16 protein-coding genes are annotated in these 17,533 nt (G+C 44.5%); 11 read left to right on the forward strand and 5 right to left on the reverse strand.

What is annotated here, in order from left to right; genetic code table 11:
• The first annotated feature begins 7 nt into the window (after nt 1-7).
• From F3J22_RS09640 to F3J22_RS09670, 7 genes are all read left to right on the forward strand, one after another.
• A complete protein-coding gene (locus F3J22_RS09640; RefSeq protein ID WP_167016529.1) occupies nt 8-820 on the forward strand; it encodes a TssN family type VI secretion system protein in 813 nt (270 codons plus the stop codon).
• Nucleotides 821-831: 11 nt separating this feature from the next.
• Nucleotides 832-1,998, forward strand: coding sequence for a hypothetical protein (locus F3J22_RS09645; RefSeq protein WP_167016531.1), 1,167 nt, complete (start codon nt 832-834; stop codon nt 1,996-1,998).
• Between the two features lie 20 nt (nt 1,999-2,018).
• A complete protein-coding gene (gene tssO, locus F3J22_RS09650; protein WP_167016533.1) occupies nt 2,019-2,549 on the forward strand; it encodes a type VI secretion system TssO in 531 nt (176 codons plus the stop codon).
• A 31-nt stretch (nt 2,550-2,580) separates the two neighbouring features.
• Complete coding sequence (tssD, locus tag F3J22_RS09655) at nt 2,581-2,967, forward strand: type VI secretion system tube protein TssD (RefSeq protein ID WP_167016535.1); 387 nt, start codon at nt 2,581-2,583, stop codon at nt 2,965-2,967.
• A 117-nt stretch (nt 2,968-3,084) separates the two neighbouring features.
• Nucleotides 3,085-5,163 (forward strand): TonB-dependent siderophore receptor, encoded by a 2,079-nt coding sequence (locus tag F3J22_RS09660; protein ID WP_167016539.1) that lies wholly within the window; start codon nt 3,085-3,087, stop codon nt 5,161-5,163.
• Between the two features lie 4 nt (nt 5,164-5,167).
• Nucleotides 5,168-5,758, forward strand: coding sequence for an HmuY family protein (locus F3J22_RS09665; protein WP_167016541.1), 591 nt, complete (start codon nt 5,168-5,170; stop codon nt 5,756-5,758).
• 11 nt (nt 5,759-5,769) lie between these two features.
• Nucleotides 5,770-6,711: a DUF6607 family protein gene (locus F3J22_RS09670; protein WP_167016542.1), complete on the forward strand. Its 942-nt coding sequence runs from the start codon at nt 5,770-5,772 to the stop codon at nt 6,709-6,711.
• Nucleotides 6,712-6,784: 73 nt separating this feature from the next.
• Here F3J22_RS09670 and F3J22_RS09675 read toward each other — a convergent pair whose 3' ends face one another.
• The 3 genes from F3J22_RS09675 to F3J22_RS09685 are packed head-to-tail and all read right to left on the reverse strand — an operon-like array spanning nt 6,785 to nt 9,870.
• Entirely contained in the window at nt 6,785-7,543 is a 759-nt protein-coding gene (locus tag F3J22_RS09675; protein WP_167016544.1) for an MBL fold metallo-hydrolase, read from the reverse strand.
• Between the two features lie 6 nt (nt 7,544-7,549).
• Entirely contained in the window at nt 7,550-8,506 is a 957-nt protein-coding gene (gene coaA / locus F3J22_RS09680) for a type I pantothenate kinase (protein ID WP_167016546.1), read from the reverse strand.
• A gap of 11 nt (nt 8,507-8,517) precedes the next feature.
• Entirely contained in the window at nt 8,518-9,870 is a 1,353-nt protein-coding gene (locus F3J22_RS09685) for an NAD-dependent succinate-semialdehyde dehydrogenase (RefSeq protein WP_167016548.1), read from the reverse strand.
• Between the two features lie 119 nt (nt 9,871-9,989).
• Between F3J22_RS09685 and F3J22_RS09690 the strand changes: the two genes are divergently transcribed.
• Together F3J22_RS09690 and F3J22_RS09695 are read left to right on the forward strand one after the other, a co-directional pair.
• Nucleotides 9,990-11,153 carry an MFS transporter gene (locus F3J22_RS09690; protein ID WP_167016550.1) on the forward strand — a complete coding sequence of 388 codons (1,164 nt, stop codon included), beginning with the start codon at nt 9,990-9,992 and terminating at the stop codon, nt 11,151-11,153.
• Nucleotides 11,154-11,155: 2 nt separating this feature from the next.
• Nucleotides 11,156-11,593, forward strand: a complete 438-nt coding sequence (locus F3J22_RS09695) for a GNAT family N-acetyltransferase (RefSeq protein ID WP_167016552.1) — start codon at nt 11,156-11,158, stop codon at nt 11,591-11,593.
• 75 nt (nt 11,594-11,668) lie between these two features.
• Here the strand turns inward: F3J22_RS09695 and pyk are convergent, their stop codons facing one another.
• A complete protein-coding gene (gene pyk / locus F3J22_RS09700) occupies nt 11,669-13,159 on the reverse strand; it encodes a pyruvate kinase (protein ID WP_167016554.1) in 1,491 nt (496 codons plus the stop codon).
• 12 nt (nt 13,160-13,171) lie between these two features.
• Complete coding sequence (gene pfkA, locus F3J22_RS09705) at nt 13,172-14,152, reverse strand: 6-phosphofructokinase (protein ID WP_167016556.1); 981 nt, start codon at nt 14,150-14,152, stop codon at nt 13,172-13,174.
• Between the two features lie 177 nt (nt 14,153-14,329).
• On the opposite strand from pfkA, the gene F3J22_RS09710 reads away from it, so the two are divergent.
• Together F3J22_RS09710 and F3J22_RS09715 are read left to right on the forward strand one after the other, a co-directional pair.
• Nucleotides 14,330-16,414: a prolyl oligopeptidase family protein gene (locus tag F3J22_RS09710; protein ID WP_240155031.1), complete on the forward strand. Its 2,085-nt coding sequence runs from the start codon at nt 14,330-14,332 to the stop codon at nt 16,412-16,414.
• 158 nt (nt 16,415-16,572) lie between these two features.
• Complete coding sequence (locus tag F3J22_RS09715) at nt 16,573-17,478, forward strand: SDR family oxidoreductase (RefSeq protein WP_167016558.1); 906 nt, start codon at nt 16,573-16,575, stop codon at nt 17,476-17,478.
• Nucleotides 17,479-17,533 lie beyond the last annotated feature (55 nt).

Genomic DNA, 17,533 nt, shown 5'->3' on the forward strand with positions numbered 1-17,533 from the left:
CAATGAAATGTTGACCCTTATCGCAGTAGGTATTGTTTGTGCCCTTTTAATTGTGCAGCTATTAAAGTTAACGGGTATCCGGTTGTCTGTGTTGATAGTGTTATTTCTCATTAGCGGCCTGATATTGACCGGAGGCAGTGTTATTTATATGCAATATAGCAGGGTAGAGCAGATTGCCTTTTACTTATTGCATGAATGTATATGGGTAATGGTTGGTTTATGTAATCTGTATATCCTGCAATATATCAGTAAGGAGAGGGTTTACAGCTGGTGGAAAATGATTGTCTTTACCTGTTTGCTGCCATTGGGTTATGGTGCCCTGCTATTGCTGTTCAACTATTACAGGAAAGAATATGCAATTAGCTATTACCCGCTTGTTACGGTGATTTGCTGGCCATTCATCATATTATTTACTTCCTGGATGACAGCAGCCGGAATGTCTATTCCGGTTGAAATATACAGGACATGGGTGTATCCTCAGGAAATGCAGGTGCCGGAAATGAAAGAAGATGAACTTAAGGATGTCCTGGTGATCGGGCTGAAATTAACAAAGGCCAAAGATGATCCTGTAGTTACTTATATGCGTGCCCGTGCCCCGGGAAAAATAGCGCTGGGCGTCTTCTTTTTTCATTTTATCAATGATTATAACGATCGTCATCCGGAGACGCCGGTACAGTGGCAAACCAACAACAGGCCGGATGAATGGCTCTTCTATATAAGGCACCGCTGGTTCAGGTATTGTACCATACTGGATCCTGCCCTGCCTGTGTATAGGAACAGCATTAAAGAGAATACAATTATTTATTGCCGGAGAATTTAAATAGATTTTTCATGATAATACAAAACCAGAACAGACATCACTTCGTAAACTGGGTGAATGGTATGAAAATTCAACGACAGCATTTTATGATGCTGGAAAATGCCGTGCTGGAACGATTATTACATTCGTCAGCAATAACTATGCATGATCTGAATTATGGCCTGTTATCGCAGGGGTCTGCATCGGGCAGTTGTGAGCTGACATTGGATATAAACGGTAATTGGGATTTCAGACTGTTATACTGTAATGGCTTTTCTCCTGACGGATTACATATTCAATTGCCGCAAATACCGGCTGTTACTGGTTTTGTTATGCCTGTCCTGACTTACTATCCACGGAATGACATTGCAGCTACTTACCTGCTGATGGTGGAGCAGCATGTATTTGATCGTGTCCCAGCCGGGGAGGTTGACACAGATGAACTCCCTTACAGAAGCCCGATTACGCTGCCGGCAAGCAAATTATTGATCGTGGCAGCCAAAGACCTGGAGCAGACAGGTCCCGGGCGTGGACAGCTAATCATAGCAAGGGTAAAGGTTGAAAATGAAAAACCATTTATAGACCGGCAATATATACCACCTTGTTTGTGTGTAAATGCGCATTATCTGTTACAGGAGTTATTTGAAGAAATCCGCAGATATCTTTCGGAGATATTATTATATGCCAGTGAGATCTTCCGGAATATACAGTTAAGAGCACATCAGCCGGAGCTTGCGCTCTGTATTATGGAGATATGCAGAGGCATGAGCGACCTGATTAATCCGCTTATGCCTGGAATCGACAATCTGATGAAGTATCAGGCGCCGGTTCATTTATTTATAGTTGTTAACAACATAGCGCGGAATTTCAGAATGTTTACTACCTATAGAATCGGACAGTGGAGGGAACAGGTACTCAACTACTTTGCCGTATGGCTGGATATTACTCCGGGCGTGCTGGATGCAGTCGTTTGGGCTGCCACGGGCACGGAATATTATCATCTGGATATTGATGCCTCCTTCAGACCTGGCCTGGAGTTGTTGAAGCTGCTGCATAAGCTCACCAAAACTATTAGTCAGCTGGAGTATATCGGACTAAAACCAGATCATAAGATATTTGTGAAGGAAGAGCTTCAGCAAGATTTTAACAGTGCCGACAACGGCAGTAATAAAAAAGTCAAATGGAAATTTACTGATTAATAACTTTTATTTCATTGCATATGCAGAAAGCACTGAATGCTACCGAAAGGGCCAGAAAGTATTTTTTATTCCTGTTATTGTATATAGCCTCTACAGTTCTACTTATTTGCAGTATTTTTTTTAACTATCAGGTGCCGGTTGTTGAGAATCGTATGCTGAGAGAAGTAGTTTTAAGGATCGGGCAGGAAAGGGATTTTCAGCATGAGTTTCAACAACAGATATCGCTGGTAAAAGCGAATATGCATAGAATAAATGAACCGGGACAGCATGTCGCATTTATAGACCAGCAGGTAGTTTCGGCATTGAGTAATATCCGTGAACACATACCTGATAAGCGAGGAGGTAGTTTTCAGTTATATGATGATGTCATCCAGATCTGTCTGGAACTGCAGCAGACGAAACAGCAACTGAGAGAGTTGTCAACAGCCCAGCAAACGCTGCTCAATATGAAAGTAGAGCAGGATAAACTAAAGCAGCAACTGGATAATGTTAACCGTGATTTAGATAATTGCAGGATGTTGATGTTGAACAGCAGACCAGTGATAAAGTAGTATTATTTGTTAACCTTTAAATAATCAGAAGATGTCTTTTAAATCAATTCTTACAGTGGGTGGAGAAAGCTATAATGTGCAACATGTTACCTACGCACTTAATCAGGAAACAGACCCCACAGGGCGCCCATCTGCCATTACAAGGGGAGGAAGGATCAATATAACGGTGGAGTCTACCGGTAAAACGGAGTTGTTTGAATGGATGGTGAATAACTTTGAAAGGAAGGATGGATCTATTACTTTTTTTAAGCGGGACACAGATGCCAAATTAAAAACCCTGGATTTCAAAGAGGGGTACCTGGTGAAGTTTGAAGAGATTTTTGATGCTGCAAATGAGCATCCGATGAATATTACCTTTACAATATCTGCACGGGAGATGACAATGGGAAATGCCAGTCATGTTAACGAATGGGTATGATATCATAATAGTATTCCTTACTTATTATCTCCGGATCGCGTAAGTTATTTTCCGGCTTGCGTAACAGTGTTTATGCCTGCCTGTTATACTTTTGCAAAACAAATTTAACGATCCGAAATGTTTAGATATTTAGTCCTGACAGGCTGCCTCTGGTGGCCCGGGATCCTGTTTGCCCAAACAGATACCATTACAGATAATAAGGCATTACAGGAAGTTGTTGTTACTGCTACAAGGAATGAACAACAGCAAAGCAAAATACCTATCGCTGTTACCGTTATCAGGAAGGAGCAAATCCAGCAAATGGGGGCCATGTTACTAAATCAGGTATTGGCTGAGCAAACCGGATTATTCGTTACTGCGAACCATGGTAGTGGTATTCAGATGCAGGGACTTGAAGCGGAATACACGCTCATTTTGCTGGATGGAGAACCCTTGATTGGAAGAACAGCCGGTACTTTGGACCTGTCAAGGATTGTAGTCAGTAATATAGAGCGTATAGAGATAATAAAGGGGCCGGTTTCATCGCTGTATGGCAGCGATGCCATGGCTGGAGTTATCAATATAATTACCAGTAACAAGCAGAAACAAGGACAAACCAATGCTACAGTAAGGTATGGCAGCAACCAGACCTTACAGCTGGATGCCGGAACAAAAATTCCGTTTAAGGATGGTGTTTTTTCCGTTAATGGTAACTATTATAATACCAATGGATATACGATCAGTGGTCAGTCTGCTCCGTCTGTTTCGCCGTTTAAATCAATGACAGGGCAGATGAAGTGGCAACAGGACTGGAGTTCCCACTGGCAGACTACCGTTTCAGGAAGGATGTTTAACCAACAGTATAAGAGTTATTTCGAGGATACCAAAGGGAGGGTAAATGATAACGGAAGAGAAGACGACGCCAATGCTTCGCTGAATATACGGAATAATGTCAATGACCATTTTACGCAGTTGTTGCGCCTGTATTATTCGAGATATGCAACAGATGAAAAGATGTTGTATGAGAAAGACGGAAGTTTATATGACGCTTCCTTTTTTACCCAGCAGTATCTCAAGCCTGAATATCAACTGGATTGGACGCTTAACCCCAAACATGCACTGACGTTGGGTGGAGGGTATATTCATGAAACGTTGGAGGCTACACGCTATGATGAGCGTATGGCTTTTAACAGCGGCTATGTATTTGTACAGGAAAGCTGGAAGCCATCAGATAATTGGAGCATCCTGGCAGGCGCCAGATTTGATACGCATAATCAATATGCGTCGCAACTGAGCCCTAAACTGTCCGTGTCATATAAGGTTAGTCCGAAATTAAAGTTGTTAGGTTCTGTTGGCCGTGGCTACCGGGCACCGGATTTCAGGCAGTTATACCTGCACTTCAACAATGCCGCCGTTGGGTATAGTGTTGTGGGAACAAAGCTGGCATCTTCCATTATCAGCCAGATGCAGGTAGCAGGAGAAATCAAAAGTATTAATTATGACCTGGACAAACTCAAAGATCTCAATGCAGAAAGTTCATGGTCCTATAATGCAGGTATACAGGCATTGCCATGGAAAGGCGCCAGTATGAACGTGAATTTTTTCCTGAACAGGGTTACCAATCTGATAGATACCCGTGCTGTTGCCCAGAAAACAAATGACTTCAGTGTATACAGCTACGTAAATGTGAACAGGATCACGACATACGGTAGTGAATTGAATTACAACCAGGTTATTGATAAATATTGGCAGGTGGCGGGTGGTTATCAATATTTACAAGCTATTGATAATGATCAGCTCAAAATGGTAAAGAAGGGTGAAGTCTATACCGTGGATGAACAGACACATGAAACACGTTTGTTAAAGCGCCACGAATATTTCGGGCTGTTCAACCGCTCCCATCATGCCGCCAATCTGAAAGTGCAGTATACAAACCTGCATGCAGGCATTGACGCCAATATGCGTGTCATTTATCGCAGTAAATATGGTTTCCAGGATGAGAATGGGAATAATATACCGGATATAAAAAGTGAGTTTGTTCCCGGTTACGCTACTGTGAATCTGGCAGCTGCCAAAAGTTTCATGCAGCAAAGATTACGTTTGCAGGGAACCATAGAAAACCTGTTTAATTATACAGACGGAAAACATATACCAGGTATGCCTGGCAGAATATATTCAATCGCTGTTACCTATTCATTTCTACATACAATCAAATAGTATTATGACAAGTCAACAAAAATTCCTGGGACTGGGAGCATTGGCATTAGGACTCTTATTCACTGCCTGCAGTAAGGACGATAAAAAGAACGATTCACCAGCTCCGGTACTGACAACTACAACTGTGACCAACCTTCAGGCAGATACGGCCAATACCGGTAAATATACACTCTTCAGCTTTGCAGATAATAAGGTTATTCCTAATTCCGATTCAGCAACTTCAAAGTGGGACATTGGGTTTAAAACTACTACCATCATTATCAACGGTGGTGTAAGTGGCCCTGGCAAAGCAGAAGCACAGGTGGTTTCTGGCGTATTCAGTGACCTCTCCACAGCACCGGCTACCGGTTACGCAACGGATTCTACCGGTGCAAAATATGCGCTGAAATCATGGTATAGCTACAATGCTACCACGCATATTATTACGCCCGTACCAGGTAAGGTATTGGTGATTAAAACACCTGCCGGGAAATATGTTAAAGTTGAAATCCAGAGCTATTATAAAGATGCGCCTGCAAGTCCGGACCTGAACAGCGTTTCCCGACTCTATAAATTTCGCTATGTATTCCAGGCAAACGGTAGTGTTAACTTCTAATTACAGGAAATATGAAAAATATCATCAAACTGGCACTGGCAGGTGTTTTCCTTCCAGCCTCGCTGCTGGCACAGAAAGCAGATTCCAAACTGCAGCAGGATAAAGCCGCTATCAAAGATATGTGCGGTTGCATGGAAGTTACTTTTGAATATACAGAAACATTTCCGGGGGATACAACCTATAAACCAAAAGGGTATCATAAAATCACGGATGCTGTTGAATATGTAACTGTTGCTGATGAAAAGAACAACCGCATTGTGTTACAGCACCTGCTGGTTGCAGGGGGTGAAGTGATTAAGCACTGGACGGAAGACTGGCAATATGAAAATCAGCAGCTGCTGGCATATAGCAAAAACGATACCTGGAACAAAATGAATTTGACGGCTGCAGCAGTTAAAGGGCAGTGGACCCAGAAAGTTTTCGGTGTAGATGATGAACCGAGATATGAAGGTTCTGCTACCTGGGTGCATGCAGATGGCCGTCATTACTGGGAAAGTACCAGCGATGCCCCATTGCCTCGCCGTGAGTATACCACCCGTAGTGATTACAATGTGCTGCAGCGTACCAATCACCATGAAATTACCAGTTTCGGCTCTCTCCATGAACAGGACAATAAAAAAATCCTGAGAGATGCTGCGGGAGACAAGGTTATTGTTGGAGAAAAGGGATTGAATACCTACCGTAGAACTGATGAAAGTAAGTGTCAGCAGGCGAAAGCCTGGTGGGAACAAAACAAACAGTTCTGGGCAGTAGTACGCCAGCAATGGGATAAGTTGTATGGCGCCAATACAGGTGTTGTATTACAAAAACAGGTAAATAACCAGCCATTTTATAAAGTAATGGGAGAGCTGGAGAATAAAGCGCGTAATAAGGAGTTGAGTGGTGCAGCGCTGGACAATGCTATTAGTGGCGTATTGCAACAGTTTGCGCCAAAAGCTACGGCTGGTTTATAAAATCATGCGATAAATGAAATAATAATGGCTGCCCTGAGTTGAGGCAGCCATTATTTACGTATGGTCGTAATAGTTAGTTAAGCATAATCCAGTCTCCGGGATCAGGAATATTACATTCCTTGGCGGCTACTGCCACTGCTACTGCCAGGTCTTCCCTGGTGAGCGTGCAGTGATTAAGTGATTCCATATGCACTGCAATGACGTTTGTCTGCGACGGGTGATTAATTACCTCCAGTACATCCGCTGCGGTCATCGTAATGGGATCTCCTTCCACAAACCTGGCTGCACCTGCGTTTACAACGGTATGCGTAGGTTGGTAGTGGTCCAGGGCATCTTTTACATCATCACACCAGATGGTATCGCCGGCGATATAAAAGCTGGTCTTATTATCCGAGATAACAAATCCGGATACCGGCGCCATCTTTTTACCGATTTCACCGGTGCCATGCTGGCCTTTGGTGCGGTTGATCGTAAAATGATACCATTGGATATTGTCTGTAACTGCAATAACATCCGTAAAACCTGCAGCTTTGATTTTTTCTTCATCTTCCGGCTGACAGATAATAGTTGTGTCTTTGGGAATCATCTCCTGTGCTGCTGTATCCCAATGGTCGCGATGGGTATGCGTGAGCAATACTGCATCGATATCCTGTACCATCGTCTGTACGGCAATTTCACTCAGCGTAAGGTCGACGGTGGGATTACGGATGGCATTTGCGGTGTTAGGAATTGGTTCCATGCTGTTTTTGGGACCCAGCATAGGATCAATCAATAGTTTTTTGTTGTCCCATTCCAGCAGGAATGTGGCATTTCTTAGGAAAAGTAGTTGCATGATAGATCAGGTTTTCCTGAGTTTGATGGATTGAACAAAATGGTTACTACCTTTCTCCAGTATGAGTCCGGCCCGATAGCGTGTAGGTGCGATATTCTGCTCCAGATTGGGTTTATTGATATCTTCCCATATCTGTGTGGCTAATTCCACGGTGGCGCCATCGGAGAGGCTGGCATAGCGGTGAAAGAACGAATCAGGGTTTTGGAAAGCTGTTTGACGTAATGACTGAAATCTGGCGATATACCATTTACGGATATCTTTTTCAGCAGCATCCACATATATAGAAAAATCAAAAAAGTCAGATACGAAGACCGCAGGATCTTTTTGTTGCTGGCGAGGTCTTACCTGCAGTACATTGACACCTTCCACAATAATGATGTCGGGTTGCTCTATCCATTGGAGCTGACCAGGCAGTATATCATATTCCAGGTGAGAATATAACGGTGCGGCTACACGTTCTTTGCCGGACTTAACGTCTGCAAGGAAATGTACCAGCCTTTTGATATCATAACTTTCAGGGAAGCCCTTTCTGTTCATGATATTATTTTGTTCCAGTATTTTATTTGGATAGAGGAACCCATCTGTTGTCACCAGCGCAACCTTAGGATGGTCGTGCCATGCCTGTAATAGTTTCTGCAAAACTCTTGCGGTGGTGCTTTTACCAACGGCTACGCTCCCGGCAATACCAATGATGTAGGGCACTTTCGACTGCTGGCTCCCAAGAAAGGAGCTGGTAGCTTTATGTAACTGTTGTGAAGCGGTCACATAAAGGTTCAGCAAATGCGCCAGCGGCAGGTATACCTGGGTGATTTCTTCCTGCGTGAGCGGTTCATTCATGCCATGCAGTTGTTCCAGGTCATAGTCTGCCAGCTGTAATCTGGCATCACCACTTCGTTCTGCCCATTCTTTACGGGAGAAAGTGATATAGGGAGTATAGCGGTCGCGTTTCAGAGATGTGGTCATGTTCTAAAAGCCTAGTGTATATAAACCGTCTTAACGTTTAAAAATTCGTGTGTGCCTTCCAGTGATAATTCTCTGCCGTAACCCGATTGTTTAACGCCGCCAAAGGGCAGTCGTGCATCGGAGCGTACCATTGCGTTGATGAATACATTCCCGCTTTCAATTTGCGTTGCCAGCCGGGCGGCTTTTTCCAGGTCTTTTGTCCATAAAGCGGACCCCAGTCCGAACTCGGTTTCGTTGGCAAGAGAGATAGCATCGGCTTCGTTGGCAGCTGCTATAATCACGGCCAGCGGCCCAAAGGTTTCCTCGCGGAAAGCCGTCATGTCGCTGGTTACACCGGTTAGCAGTGTAGGAGCAAAGTTACATCCTTCCCAGGTGCCACCCAATTCTAAATGGGCTCCCTGACTGATGCTGTTTTCGAGCTGTTTTCCAAGCTCCTGTGCAAGGTCCAGGCGTGCCATAGGCCCCATTTGGGTAGATTCCAGCATAGGATCACCCTGTTTCAGGTTTTGTAATATCGAACGTACAGCGGCCGTAAAGTCGGCCACTACTGGTTGCTCTACTATCCAGCGTTTGGCGGCAATGCAGGATTGTCCGGCATTTTGCATCCTGCCCTGAACGGCAACTTTCGCAGCTTCCTGAATATCAGCATCTTTTAAGATGATAAACGGGTCACTGCCTCCCAATTCCAATACTGTTTTTTTAATATATTTTCCTGCCAGTGCAGCAACACTTTTGCCGGCTGGTGTGCTACCGGTTAATGTTACGCCCTGTACGCGCGGGTCTGCAATGATGGGTTCGATATGCTTGGAAGATAATAATACACTTTGGAAAGTACCTTCCGGGAATTCTGATTCAACGAATAGTTTTTCTATCGCCAGGGCACAGCCACTCACATTACTGGCGTGCTTTAATATGCCGGCATTTCCTGCCAGGATGTTCGGAATAGCGAAACGGAATACCTGCCAGTAAGGGAAATTCCAGGGCATAATAGCCAGAATAATCCCTTTAGGTTCATAAGATACATAACTTTTTGAAGCATCGGAAGAAATAATTCTCGGCGATAACATACTGCCTATATTCTCTACATAAAAATCAATGGTAGTGGCACATTTCAATACTTCTGCCGTAGCTTCCTTCAGTGTCTTCCCCATTTCCCGCGTTATGATGGTCGCATGTTCCTTCACATTATCCCGCATGGATCTGGCTATGGCGGCCATCCACTGGCAACGTTTTTCCAGCGGGGTTTTTAGTAATTCGCGGTAGGCTTTCTCTCCTTTGAGGAGCTTGGTGGCAATCTCACTTTCCGTGTGCTCCTGGTATTCTGCAATGATTTCCTGTGTGTAAGGATAGATACTGTTAAACATAACTATCGGCTTTTTGGTGAGCGATTAACTATTACAAATTTACCGTTTCCAGAACTATTATCTGTCCTTAAAGGTTCGAAGCATTAGAACTATCTTTGCACAGCAAAAAAATGGAATATATGGCGCTTAGTAAATGGACAATTACTGTAATGGCTCTCTGCACGGGGTTGATAGTTGCGAATATTTATTATTGCCAGCCATTGCTGGTACTGATGAGTGACGAATTTGGTGTATCCGTTGAAAATGCCGGACAGGTCACTTTTTTCACCCAGTTAGGTTATGCGCTGGGCTTACTTTTTTGCGTACCGCTGGGTGATATGCTGGAGAAAAAGCGGCAGATCATCCTGATGACGCTGGCAGCTGCAACAGCGCTGGCGCTGTCTGCACTTTCCCTGAATATTACCATGCTGAAGGTTACGGGTCTAATGATAGGCTTCACTTCTGTGGTGCCACAACTTATTCTCCCGCTGGCAGCTACGTTGAGCTCCAACGAAAACAGGGGAAAAGTGATTGGAGTGGTGATGAGCGGTCTCCTGATTGGTATTCTCCTGTCGCGCACCCTTAGCGGCATCGTAGGTCATCACCTGGGTTGGAGGGGCATGTTCTGGATCGCCGCCGGCATCAGCTTATTGCTGGCTGTTTTCATGTTCTTTACCTTCCCTAAAAGCGCGCCTGCTTTTAAAGGCACCTATGGCGATCTGATGAAATCGCTGATGACGCTTACAAAGGAACAGCCTGTACTCCGGGAAGCCTCCGCTATAAATGCATGTGTATTTGCTATGTTTGGACTGTTCTGGACAACAGTCGTTTTTTTGTTGTCTGAGGCTCCTTTCCATTACGGCAGTGATAAGATCGGCCTGATGGGCCTGGCAGCGGCCGCGGGCGCAATGGGTGCACCGCTGGTGGGTCGTATCGCCGACAAGAAAAATCCACGTATAGCCATTGGGTATGGTATCATATTCTTGTTTATCGGTTTTTTCCTGTTTTTCTTCTTCAAAACAGAAATTATTGGCATTATCATCGGTATCATCGCCATAGACCTGGGTCTGCAATCTATACATGTCTCTAACCAGACAAGAGTATACGCGCTGATCCCATCTGCCCGTAACAGACTAAATACTGTATTTATGACCACCAGTTTTATCGGTACCGCGCTTGGTTCCGGTATCGGGCTCTGGGTATGGAAAGTGGGCGAATGGACGGGCGTGTGTATCGCCGGTACCGGCTTTATCATGATCGCATTACTAATTTATCTGTTAACCTATAAACGTCCATCGGCATAATTATGAGAGAAATTACCGCTGTTTATCCGTCAGAATACCAGGTTTTAATTGAAGTCTGGGAAAGATCGGTGCGTGCTACCCATGATTTTCTTACGGAAGATGATATTCAATTTTTTAAACCCCTGATCCTGAACGAATATTTTCAGGCGGTGAATTTGTCCTGTATGAAAGACAAAAACGGCGCTATACTTGGTTTTGCTGGTGTGGCAGACAATAAGCTGGAGATGTTGTTTATTGATCCTGCCTATCGGGGAGAAGGTGTAGGAAAGGCTTTGCTGGCTTTTGTGATAAGCCAGCAGGGCGTGACGCTGGTAGATGTAAATGAGCAGAATGAGCAGGCGGTGGGCTTCTACCTGCACAATGGTTTTAAAGTATTATCACGATCTGAGGTAGATGGAATGGGAAAACCATTTCCGTTGCTGATGATGGGACTGGTTTAATATAAAGGCTTTAAATAAAAATTCCCGGTCGTATTACTACGCCGGGAATTTTTATTTAAAAAGATAGGTAGATGATTAGTCTTCTACTCTTGTGATTTTCAGCATGTTGGTTGGCAGATGCTGTTTAACTGGTGTAGAACCAGTGTTTACAACAACGTCACCAGCTTTGATGAAACCTCTTTCTTTCAGGATGTTGATCTGATCAAAAACGATATCATCGAGGCTTTCTTCTTCTTCGTAGAAGAATGCGCGAACGCCCCAGCTCAGGCTCAGCTGATTCACCAGTGTTCTTTCTTTGGTGAATACATAGAGTGGAGAGCGTGGACGGTAAGAGCTGAGCATGAAGCCGGTGTAACCGCTCTGGGTCATACCGATCAGGGCATCAGCATCGAGGTCTTCCGCGATTTTACAAGCGTTGTAGCAGAGTGCATCGCTGAGGAAGGTAGGAGAGTGGCGGTGAGGGATCAGGTTACGGTTGTAAATGATCGCTTCTTTTTCCACTTCCTGGATAATTTTGTTCATGGTCTGGATTACCAGTACCGGGAACTGACCGGTAGCGGTTTCGCCGGAGAGCATTACTGCATCCGCGCCTTCGAGTACTGCGTTTGCTACGTCCGTGATTTCGGAACGGTTAGGACGGGTACGGTCCATCATGGATTCCATCATCTGTGTTGCCACGATAACAGGTTTCGCACGGTGGATACATTTGCGGATAATATCTTTCTGGATCATTGGGATCTGCTCTACTGGCAGTTCCACGCCGAGGTCACCACGGGCGATCATTACGCCGTCGGATTCCCAGATGATCTCTTTCAGGTTCTGAATAGCTTCAGGTTTCTCAATTTTAGAGATAACCTTCATTTTTGAATTGCGTGCTTCCAGGCGTTTGCGCAGGTCCATCAGGTCTTTAACGCTTCTTACGAAAGACAGGGCTACCCAGTCACATTCCTGGTCGATGATGAATTCCAGGTCAATAATATCTTTCTCTGTCAGTGCTGGCAGGGATACTTTGGTATCTGGCAGGTTGAAACCTTTTTTAGAAGAGAGAACGCCTGGCAGGGATACTTCAGCTTTGATTTCACCTGCAGGAGTCAGTTCTTTAACTACGGTTTCGATTTTACCATCGTCGAGGAGGATTTTTTGTCCAACTCTGAGGTCTTTATAAAGATCCGGGTAAGAAACATAGATTTTTTCCATGTTACCTACTACTTTCTCATTTACGAAGGTCAGGATATCACCGGCTTTGAGCGGTAATGCGTTGTTCTCGATTTCACCAACACGCAGCTTAGGACCCTGGAGGTCGGCGAGGATGGCTACGTTGTAAGGTTCAGTTTTGTTGATCTGACGGATGTATTCAATGATCCGCAATTTATCCTCATGCGAGCCATGGGAGAAGTTGAGACGGAAAACGTTCACGCCTGCTCTAACTAACTCCAGTAATTTGTCATAGGTATCACTAGCCGGACCAACTGTTGCTACAATTTTAGTCTTGTGGGAGGAATGCTCTCTACCAGCAGCGTTATCCATCTGCTTGTGATAGTATTTGGAAAGATCCTTTGTACTCATAAGTCTTATTTTTTAACTCGCAAGAATTTTTACAATCTTAAACCATTCGGGGTCGATCTCCTGTTTAGCTTTAACCGCTTTGTCGAGCGGTGTATACTGGATCTTATCATTAACAACTCCGATCATTACGTTGTGAATTCCTTCACGGAGGGCGTCTACTGCCGCATATCCAAGCCTGCTGGCAAGGATTCTGTCCTGGCAGGTAGGGGAGCCACCGCGTTGGATATGACCGAGGATGGTCACTCTGGTATCCAGTTGAGGACAGGCTTCTTTAATTCTGCGGGCTACTTCGTTGGCGCCTCCGGTTTCATCTCCTTCTGCTACCACAATCAGGTTAACGAGTTTTTTACGACGTTCGTTGGCCTGCAGTTCTTCAATGATTTCATTCACTTCTGTTTTGCGCTCCGGCATCAATACGTGCTCCGCGCCAGTGGAAATGCCACTGTGTAAGGCAATGTAACCGGCATCCCGGCCCATTACTTCAATTACGAACAGGCGATCATGCGCATCTGCGGTATCCCTGATCTTGTCGATAGCATCCACCGCTGTATTGACTGCTGTGTCAAATCCAATGGTGAAATCAGTGCCAGCAATGTCCTTGTCAATAGTACCAGGCAAGCCTATACACGGAATGTCAAATTCCTGGCTGAATTTCTGCGCTCCATTAAAGGAACCGTCGCCACCTATGACAACGATACCATCAATGCCGTGCTTCTTCAGATTCTCGTAAGCCTTTTTTCGCCCTTCATATTCATAGAACTCTTTGCACCGGGCTGTCTTCAATATGGTGCCTCCGCGTTGAATGATGTTAGCCACTGATTTGGACTCCATCTTGAAAATGTCATTTGTCAACATTCCCCTGTAGCCGTACATTACGCCATACACATTCAGCTGATGATAAATGCCCGTTCTTACTACTGCACGAACTGCTGCGTTCATGCCAGGAGCATCTCCTCCTGAGGTAAGGACTGCAATGTTGTTCAATTTTTTCATATAAATTGCTAAAAAAATATCTTAAGGGCGCACAAAAATAACATTTTGCAATTGTTTTTCTAACAGTTATCTCATGAAATAACCTAAATTTTTAATTTTCATCAAACAAAGTAGAATTTTTTTTTAAAAATTAAATGCATGTTGAAAAAAACTAATAGAAGTTTGTTAATTATGAGTATGAGTATTTTGACGGGACAGGCCATGGCACAACATCACAGCGATATTAAATATCCAGACACCAAAAAAGTCGAACAAACGGACGATTATCACGGAAACAAAATTTCTGATCCGTATCGCTGGCTGGAAGATGATAATTCTCCAGAAACCAAGGCCTGGGTCCATGAACAAAATGCCATAACCCAGGATTATTTGTCAAAAATCCCTTTCCGGAAAGATGTTAAAAAAAGATTAGAAGAGCTCTGGAATTATCCCAAGACTTCTGCTCCTTCCAAAAAAGGCGGTTTTTACTACTTTTCCAAAAATGATGGCCTCCAGAACCAGGCCGTAGTAATGCGGTCTGCCTCCCCGGATGGCCCCGCAGAAGTATTTCTTGACCCAAACAAGCTCTCCGCAGACGGCACCACCGCCCTCGGTACCATGCAATTCTCCAAAGACGGGAAATATGCAGCATACCTGATCTCTAAAGCGGGCTCCGACTGGCAGGAAGCTTATGTTATGGACGTTGCCACCAAACAGGTACTCTCCGACAAACTGGAATGGGTGAAGTTTTCCGGTATCGCCTGGAGAGGTAACGGCTTCTACTACAGCCGCTACGCCAAACCAGACGAATCAAGTAAGCTCTCCCGTAAAAACGAATTCCAGAAAGTGTACTACCACATCGTAGGACAACCACAGGAGAAAGATGAGCTGATCTATGAAGACAAGGCACATCCGCTGCGCAATGCCGGAGCAAGTCTCACTGAAGATGAAAGATTCCTCATTCTGCAAACTTCTGAAGGTACTTCTGGCGGTGAAGTATGGGTGAAAGACCTGAAAAACCCTTCCCAGAAAGATTTTTCCCTGCTGATCCCGGGATTCGACTACGAGCCTAATGTAATTGATAATATGGGAGATAAAATCCTCGTATCCATCAACCGCGACGCTCCCAACTATAAAGTGGTTGCAATCGATCCTAAGCATCCGGAGCCTGCCAACTGGAAAACAATCGTTGCAGAAAGGCCGGAAGCCCTCCAGGGTGTTGGTACCGCTGGCGGTAAATTATTCCTCAGCTACCTGAAAGACGCTTCTTCCTATGTCTATCAATGCGATTACGACGGTAAAAACGGTCATCAGGTTGCTTTGCCTGGCATCGGAACTGCCGGCGGCTTTAATGCTGAAAAGCAGAATAAGGTGTTTTATTATACCTATTCCTCTTTCGTTAGCCCTGCGACTATATATAAATATGATATAGCTACGGGTAAGTCTACACTCTTCAATAAGGCGGAAGTAAAATTCAATCCTGATGAGTATGAAACCAAACAGGTTTTCTTTACCAGCAAGGATGGTACTAAAGTACCTGTTTTCCTGTCAGGTAAAAAAGGCATGAAGCTGGATGGCAACAATCCGGTGCTGTTGTATGGCTATGGTGGCTTCAATATTCCTATCACACCTGCTTTCAGTGTGGCTAACCTGTACTTTATGGAGCAGGGTGGGATATACGCTGTTGTATCGCTTCGTGGTGGAAGTGAATATGGTGAGGCATGGCATAAAGCCGGTATGATGGAACATAAACAGAATGTTTTCGATGATATGATCGGTGCGGCTGAGTTCCTGGTAAAAGAAAAATATACCAACCCGGCGAAACTGGCTATACGCGGCGGTTCCAACGGAGGATTGCTGGTAGGCGCCTGCATGACCCAGCGTCCTGACCTGTTTAAGGTGGCGATTCCGCAGGTGGGTGTAATGGATATGTTGCGTTTCCAGAAATTTACCATCGGCTGGGCATGGGCTACAGAGTATGGTAGCAGTGATAATGCAGAACAGTATAAATATATCATTAAATATTCTCCGCTGCATAACCTGAAGCCTGGCGTTTCTTATCCTGCAACACTGATCACTACTGCCGATCATGACGACCGCGTAGTGCCGGCACATTCTTTCAAATTCGCTGCTACTTTGCAGGCAGACAATGCAGGACCTAATCCTGCGCTGATCCGTATTGAAACCAATGCGGGACATGGTGCAGGTAAATCTGTTACAAAAACAATTGAAGAAGCAACAGATATCTGGTCTTTTGTAATGTTTAACCTGGGGATGAAATAATTCGCGTTAATCATCTACCTGGATAAAAAATAACAGGAGAGGGCATCTTAAAAGACAGACATATAATTATATATGTCAGCTTTTAAGATGCCTTCTTCTTTTTTATGACCAGCTACGGAAAATTGCTTATCTTTAAAAACAGTGTATGAATATGGCTTATGAATGTACTTATAACTGGAAGTAACGGACTATTGGGGCAGCATTTGCTCCCGATTTTTTTGCAGGATAAGAACTATAGCGTAGTAGCCACCGGAAGGGGCCCCAACAGATCTCCCCTGCACGATAACTACATATACGAACCCGCGAACCTTCGCGCGCCCGGCACTGCACAGCAGCTGCTGGACAAATACAAACCAGACATCATCATTCATGCCGCTGCCATGACGCAAGTGGATGAATGTGAAAAAAATAAAGACGCCTGCTGGGATATGAACGTAGGCGCTACCCGCAACCTAGTGCAGGCAGCAGAAAAAATCAATGCATATTTATTATTTCTGTCTACCGACTTCATCTTCGATGGCCTTAACGGCCCTTATACAGAAGAAGACCCTGCAAATCCCATCAACTATTACGGTACCAGCAAAGTGGCTGCAGAAAGAATTGTTCAGAACAGTAAACTGGCCTGGGCAATTGTAAGAACAGTACTGGTATATGGTGTGGTGGCTGATCCGCAACGCAGTAACATGATTACCTGGGTGAAAAATAATCTGCAGCAGAACAAAAAGATCAAAGTGGTAGATGACCAGTGGCGTACGCCTACGCTCTGCCTCGATCTGGCAAAAGGCTGTAAGATGATTGCCGATAAAAAGGCCACCGGTATCTTTAATATCTCCGGCAAAGAAACGCTGACACCATACGATATGGCCATCAAAACAGCAGATTTCTTTAACCTGGATATTAATATGATCGAAAAGATCAGTTCAAAAAGTTTGGCCCAGCCTGCTGCAAGACCTGCAAAAACAGGACTTATCATTGAAAAGGCAGAAAAAGAATTTAATTATGCCCCGCATACCTTTGCGGAAGGCCTTGAAATAGTTGCGGCAGCAATACCTGCTTCCCGCTAAAAAGAAAGCCGCCTCTACTCAGTAGAGACGGCTTTTTTATTTGTTTTTCCGAAAC

The sequence above is a fragment of the Chitinophaga sp. Cy-1792 genome (genome assembly GCF_011752935.1).
GTDB lineage: Bacteria > Bacteroidota > Bacteroidia > Chitinophagales > Chitinophagaceae > Chitinophaga.

Excerpts from the sequence above, each read along its gene's own strand:
- F3J22_RS09695 (WP_167016552.1), top strand. The coding sequence starts at position 11,156 with ATGAGAGAAATTACCGCTGTTTATCCGTCAGAATACCAGGTTTTAATT.
- F3J22_RS09675 (WP_167016544.1), bottom strand. The coding sequence starts at position 7,543 with ATGCAACTACTTTTCCTAAGAAATGCCACATTCCTGCTGGAATGGGAC.
- tssD (WP_167016535.1), top strand. The coding sequence starts at position 2,581 with ATGTCTTTTAAATCAATTCTTACAGTGGGTGGAGAAAGCTATAATGTG.
- F3J22_RS09670 (WP_167016542.1), top strand. The coding sequence starts at position 5,770 with ATGAAAAATATCATCAAACTGGCACTGGCAGGTGTTTTCCTTCCAGCC.
- coaA (WP_167016546.1), bottom strand. The coding sequence starts at position 8,506 with ATGACCACATCTCTGAAACGCGACCGCTATACTCCCTATATCACTTTC.
- F3J22_RS09665 (WP_167016541.1), top strand. The coding sequence starts at position 5,168 with ATGACAAGTCAACAAAAATTCCTGGGACTGGGAGCATTGGCATTAGGA.
- F3J22_RS09690 (WP_167016550.1), top strand. The coding sequence starts at position 9,990 with ATGGCGCTTAGTAAATGGACAATTACTGTAATGGCTCTCTGCACGGGG.
- F3J22_RS09685 (WP_167016548.1), bottom strand. The coding sequence starts at position 9,870 with ATGTTTAACAGTATCTATCCTTACACACAGGAAATCATTGCAGAATAC.
- pyk (WP_167016554.1), bottom strand. The coding sequence starts at position 13,159 with ATGAGTACAAAGGATCTTTCCAAATACTATCACAAGCAGATGGATAAC.
- tssO (WP_167016533.1), top strand. The coding sequence starts at position 2,019 with ATGCAGAAAGCACTGAATGCTACCGAAAGGGCCAGAAAGTATTTTTTA.
- F3J22_RS09715 (WP_167016558.1), top strand. The coding sequence starts at position 16,573 with ATGAATGTACTTATAACTGGAAGTAACGGACTATTGGGGCAGCATTTG.
- pfkA (WP_167016556.1), bottom strand. The coding sequence starts at position 14,152 with ATGAAAAAATTGAACAACATTGCAGTCCTTACCTCAGGAGGAGATGCT.
- F3J22_RS09645 (WP_167016531.1), top strand. The coding sequence starts at position 832 with ATGATAATACAAAACCAGAACAGACATCACTTCGTAAACTGGGTGAAT.
- F3J22_RS09710 (WP_240155031.1), top strand. The coding sequence starts at position 14,330 with ATGAGTATTTTGACGGGACAGGCCATGGCACAACATCACAGCGATATT.
- F3J22_RS09660 (WP_167016539.1), top strand. The coding sequence starts at position 3,085 with ATGTTTAGATATTTAGTCCTGACAGGCTGCCTCTGGTGGCCCGGGATC.
- F3J22_RS09640 (WP_167016529.1), top strand. The coding sequence starts at position 8 with ATGTTGACCCTTATCGCAGTAGGTATTGTTTGTGCCCTTTTAATTGTG.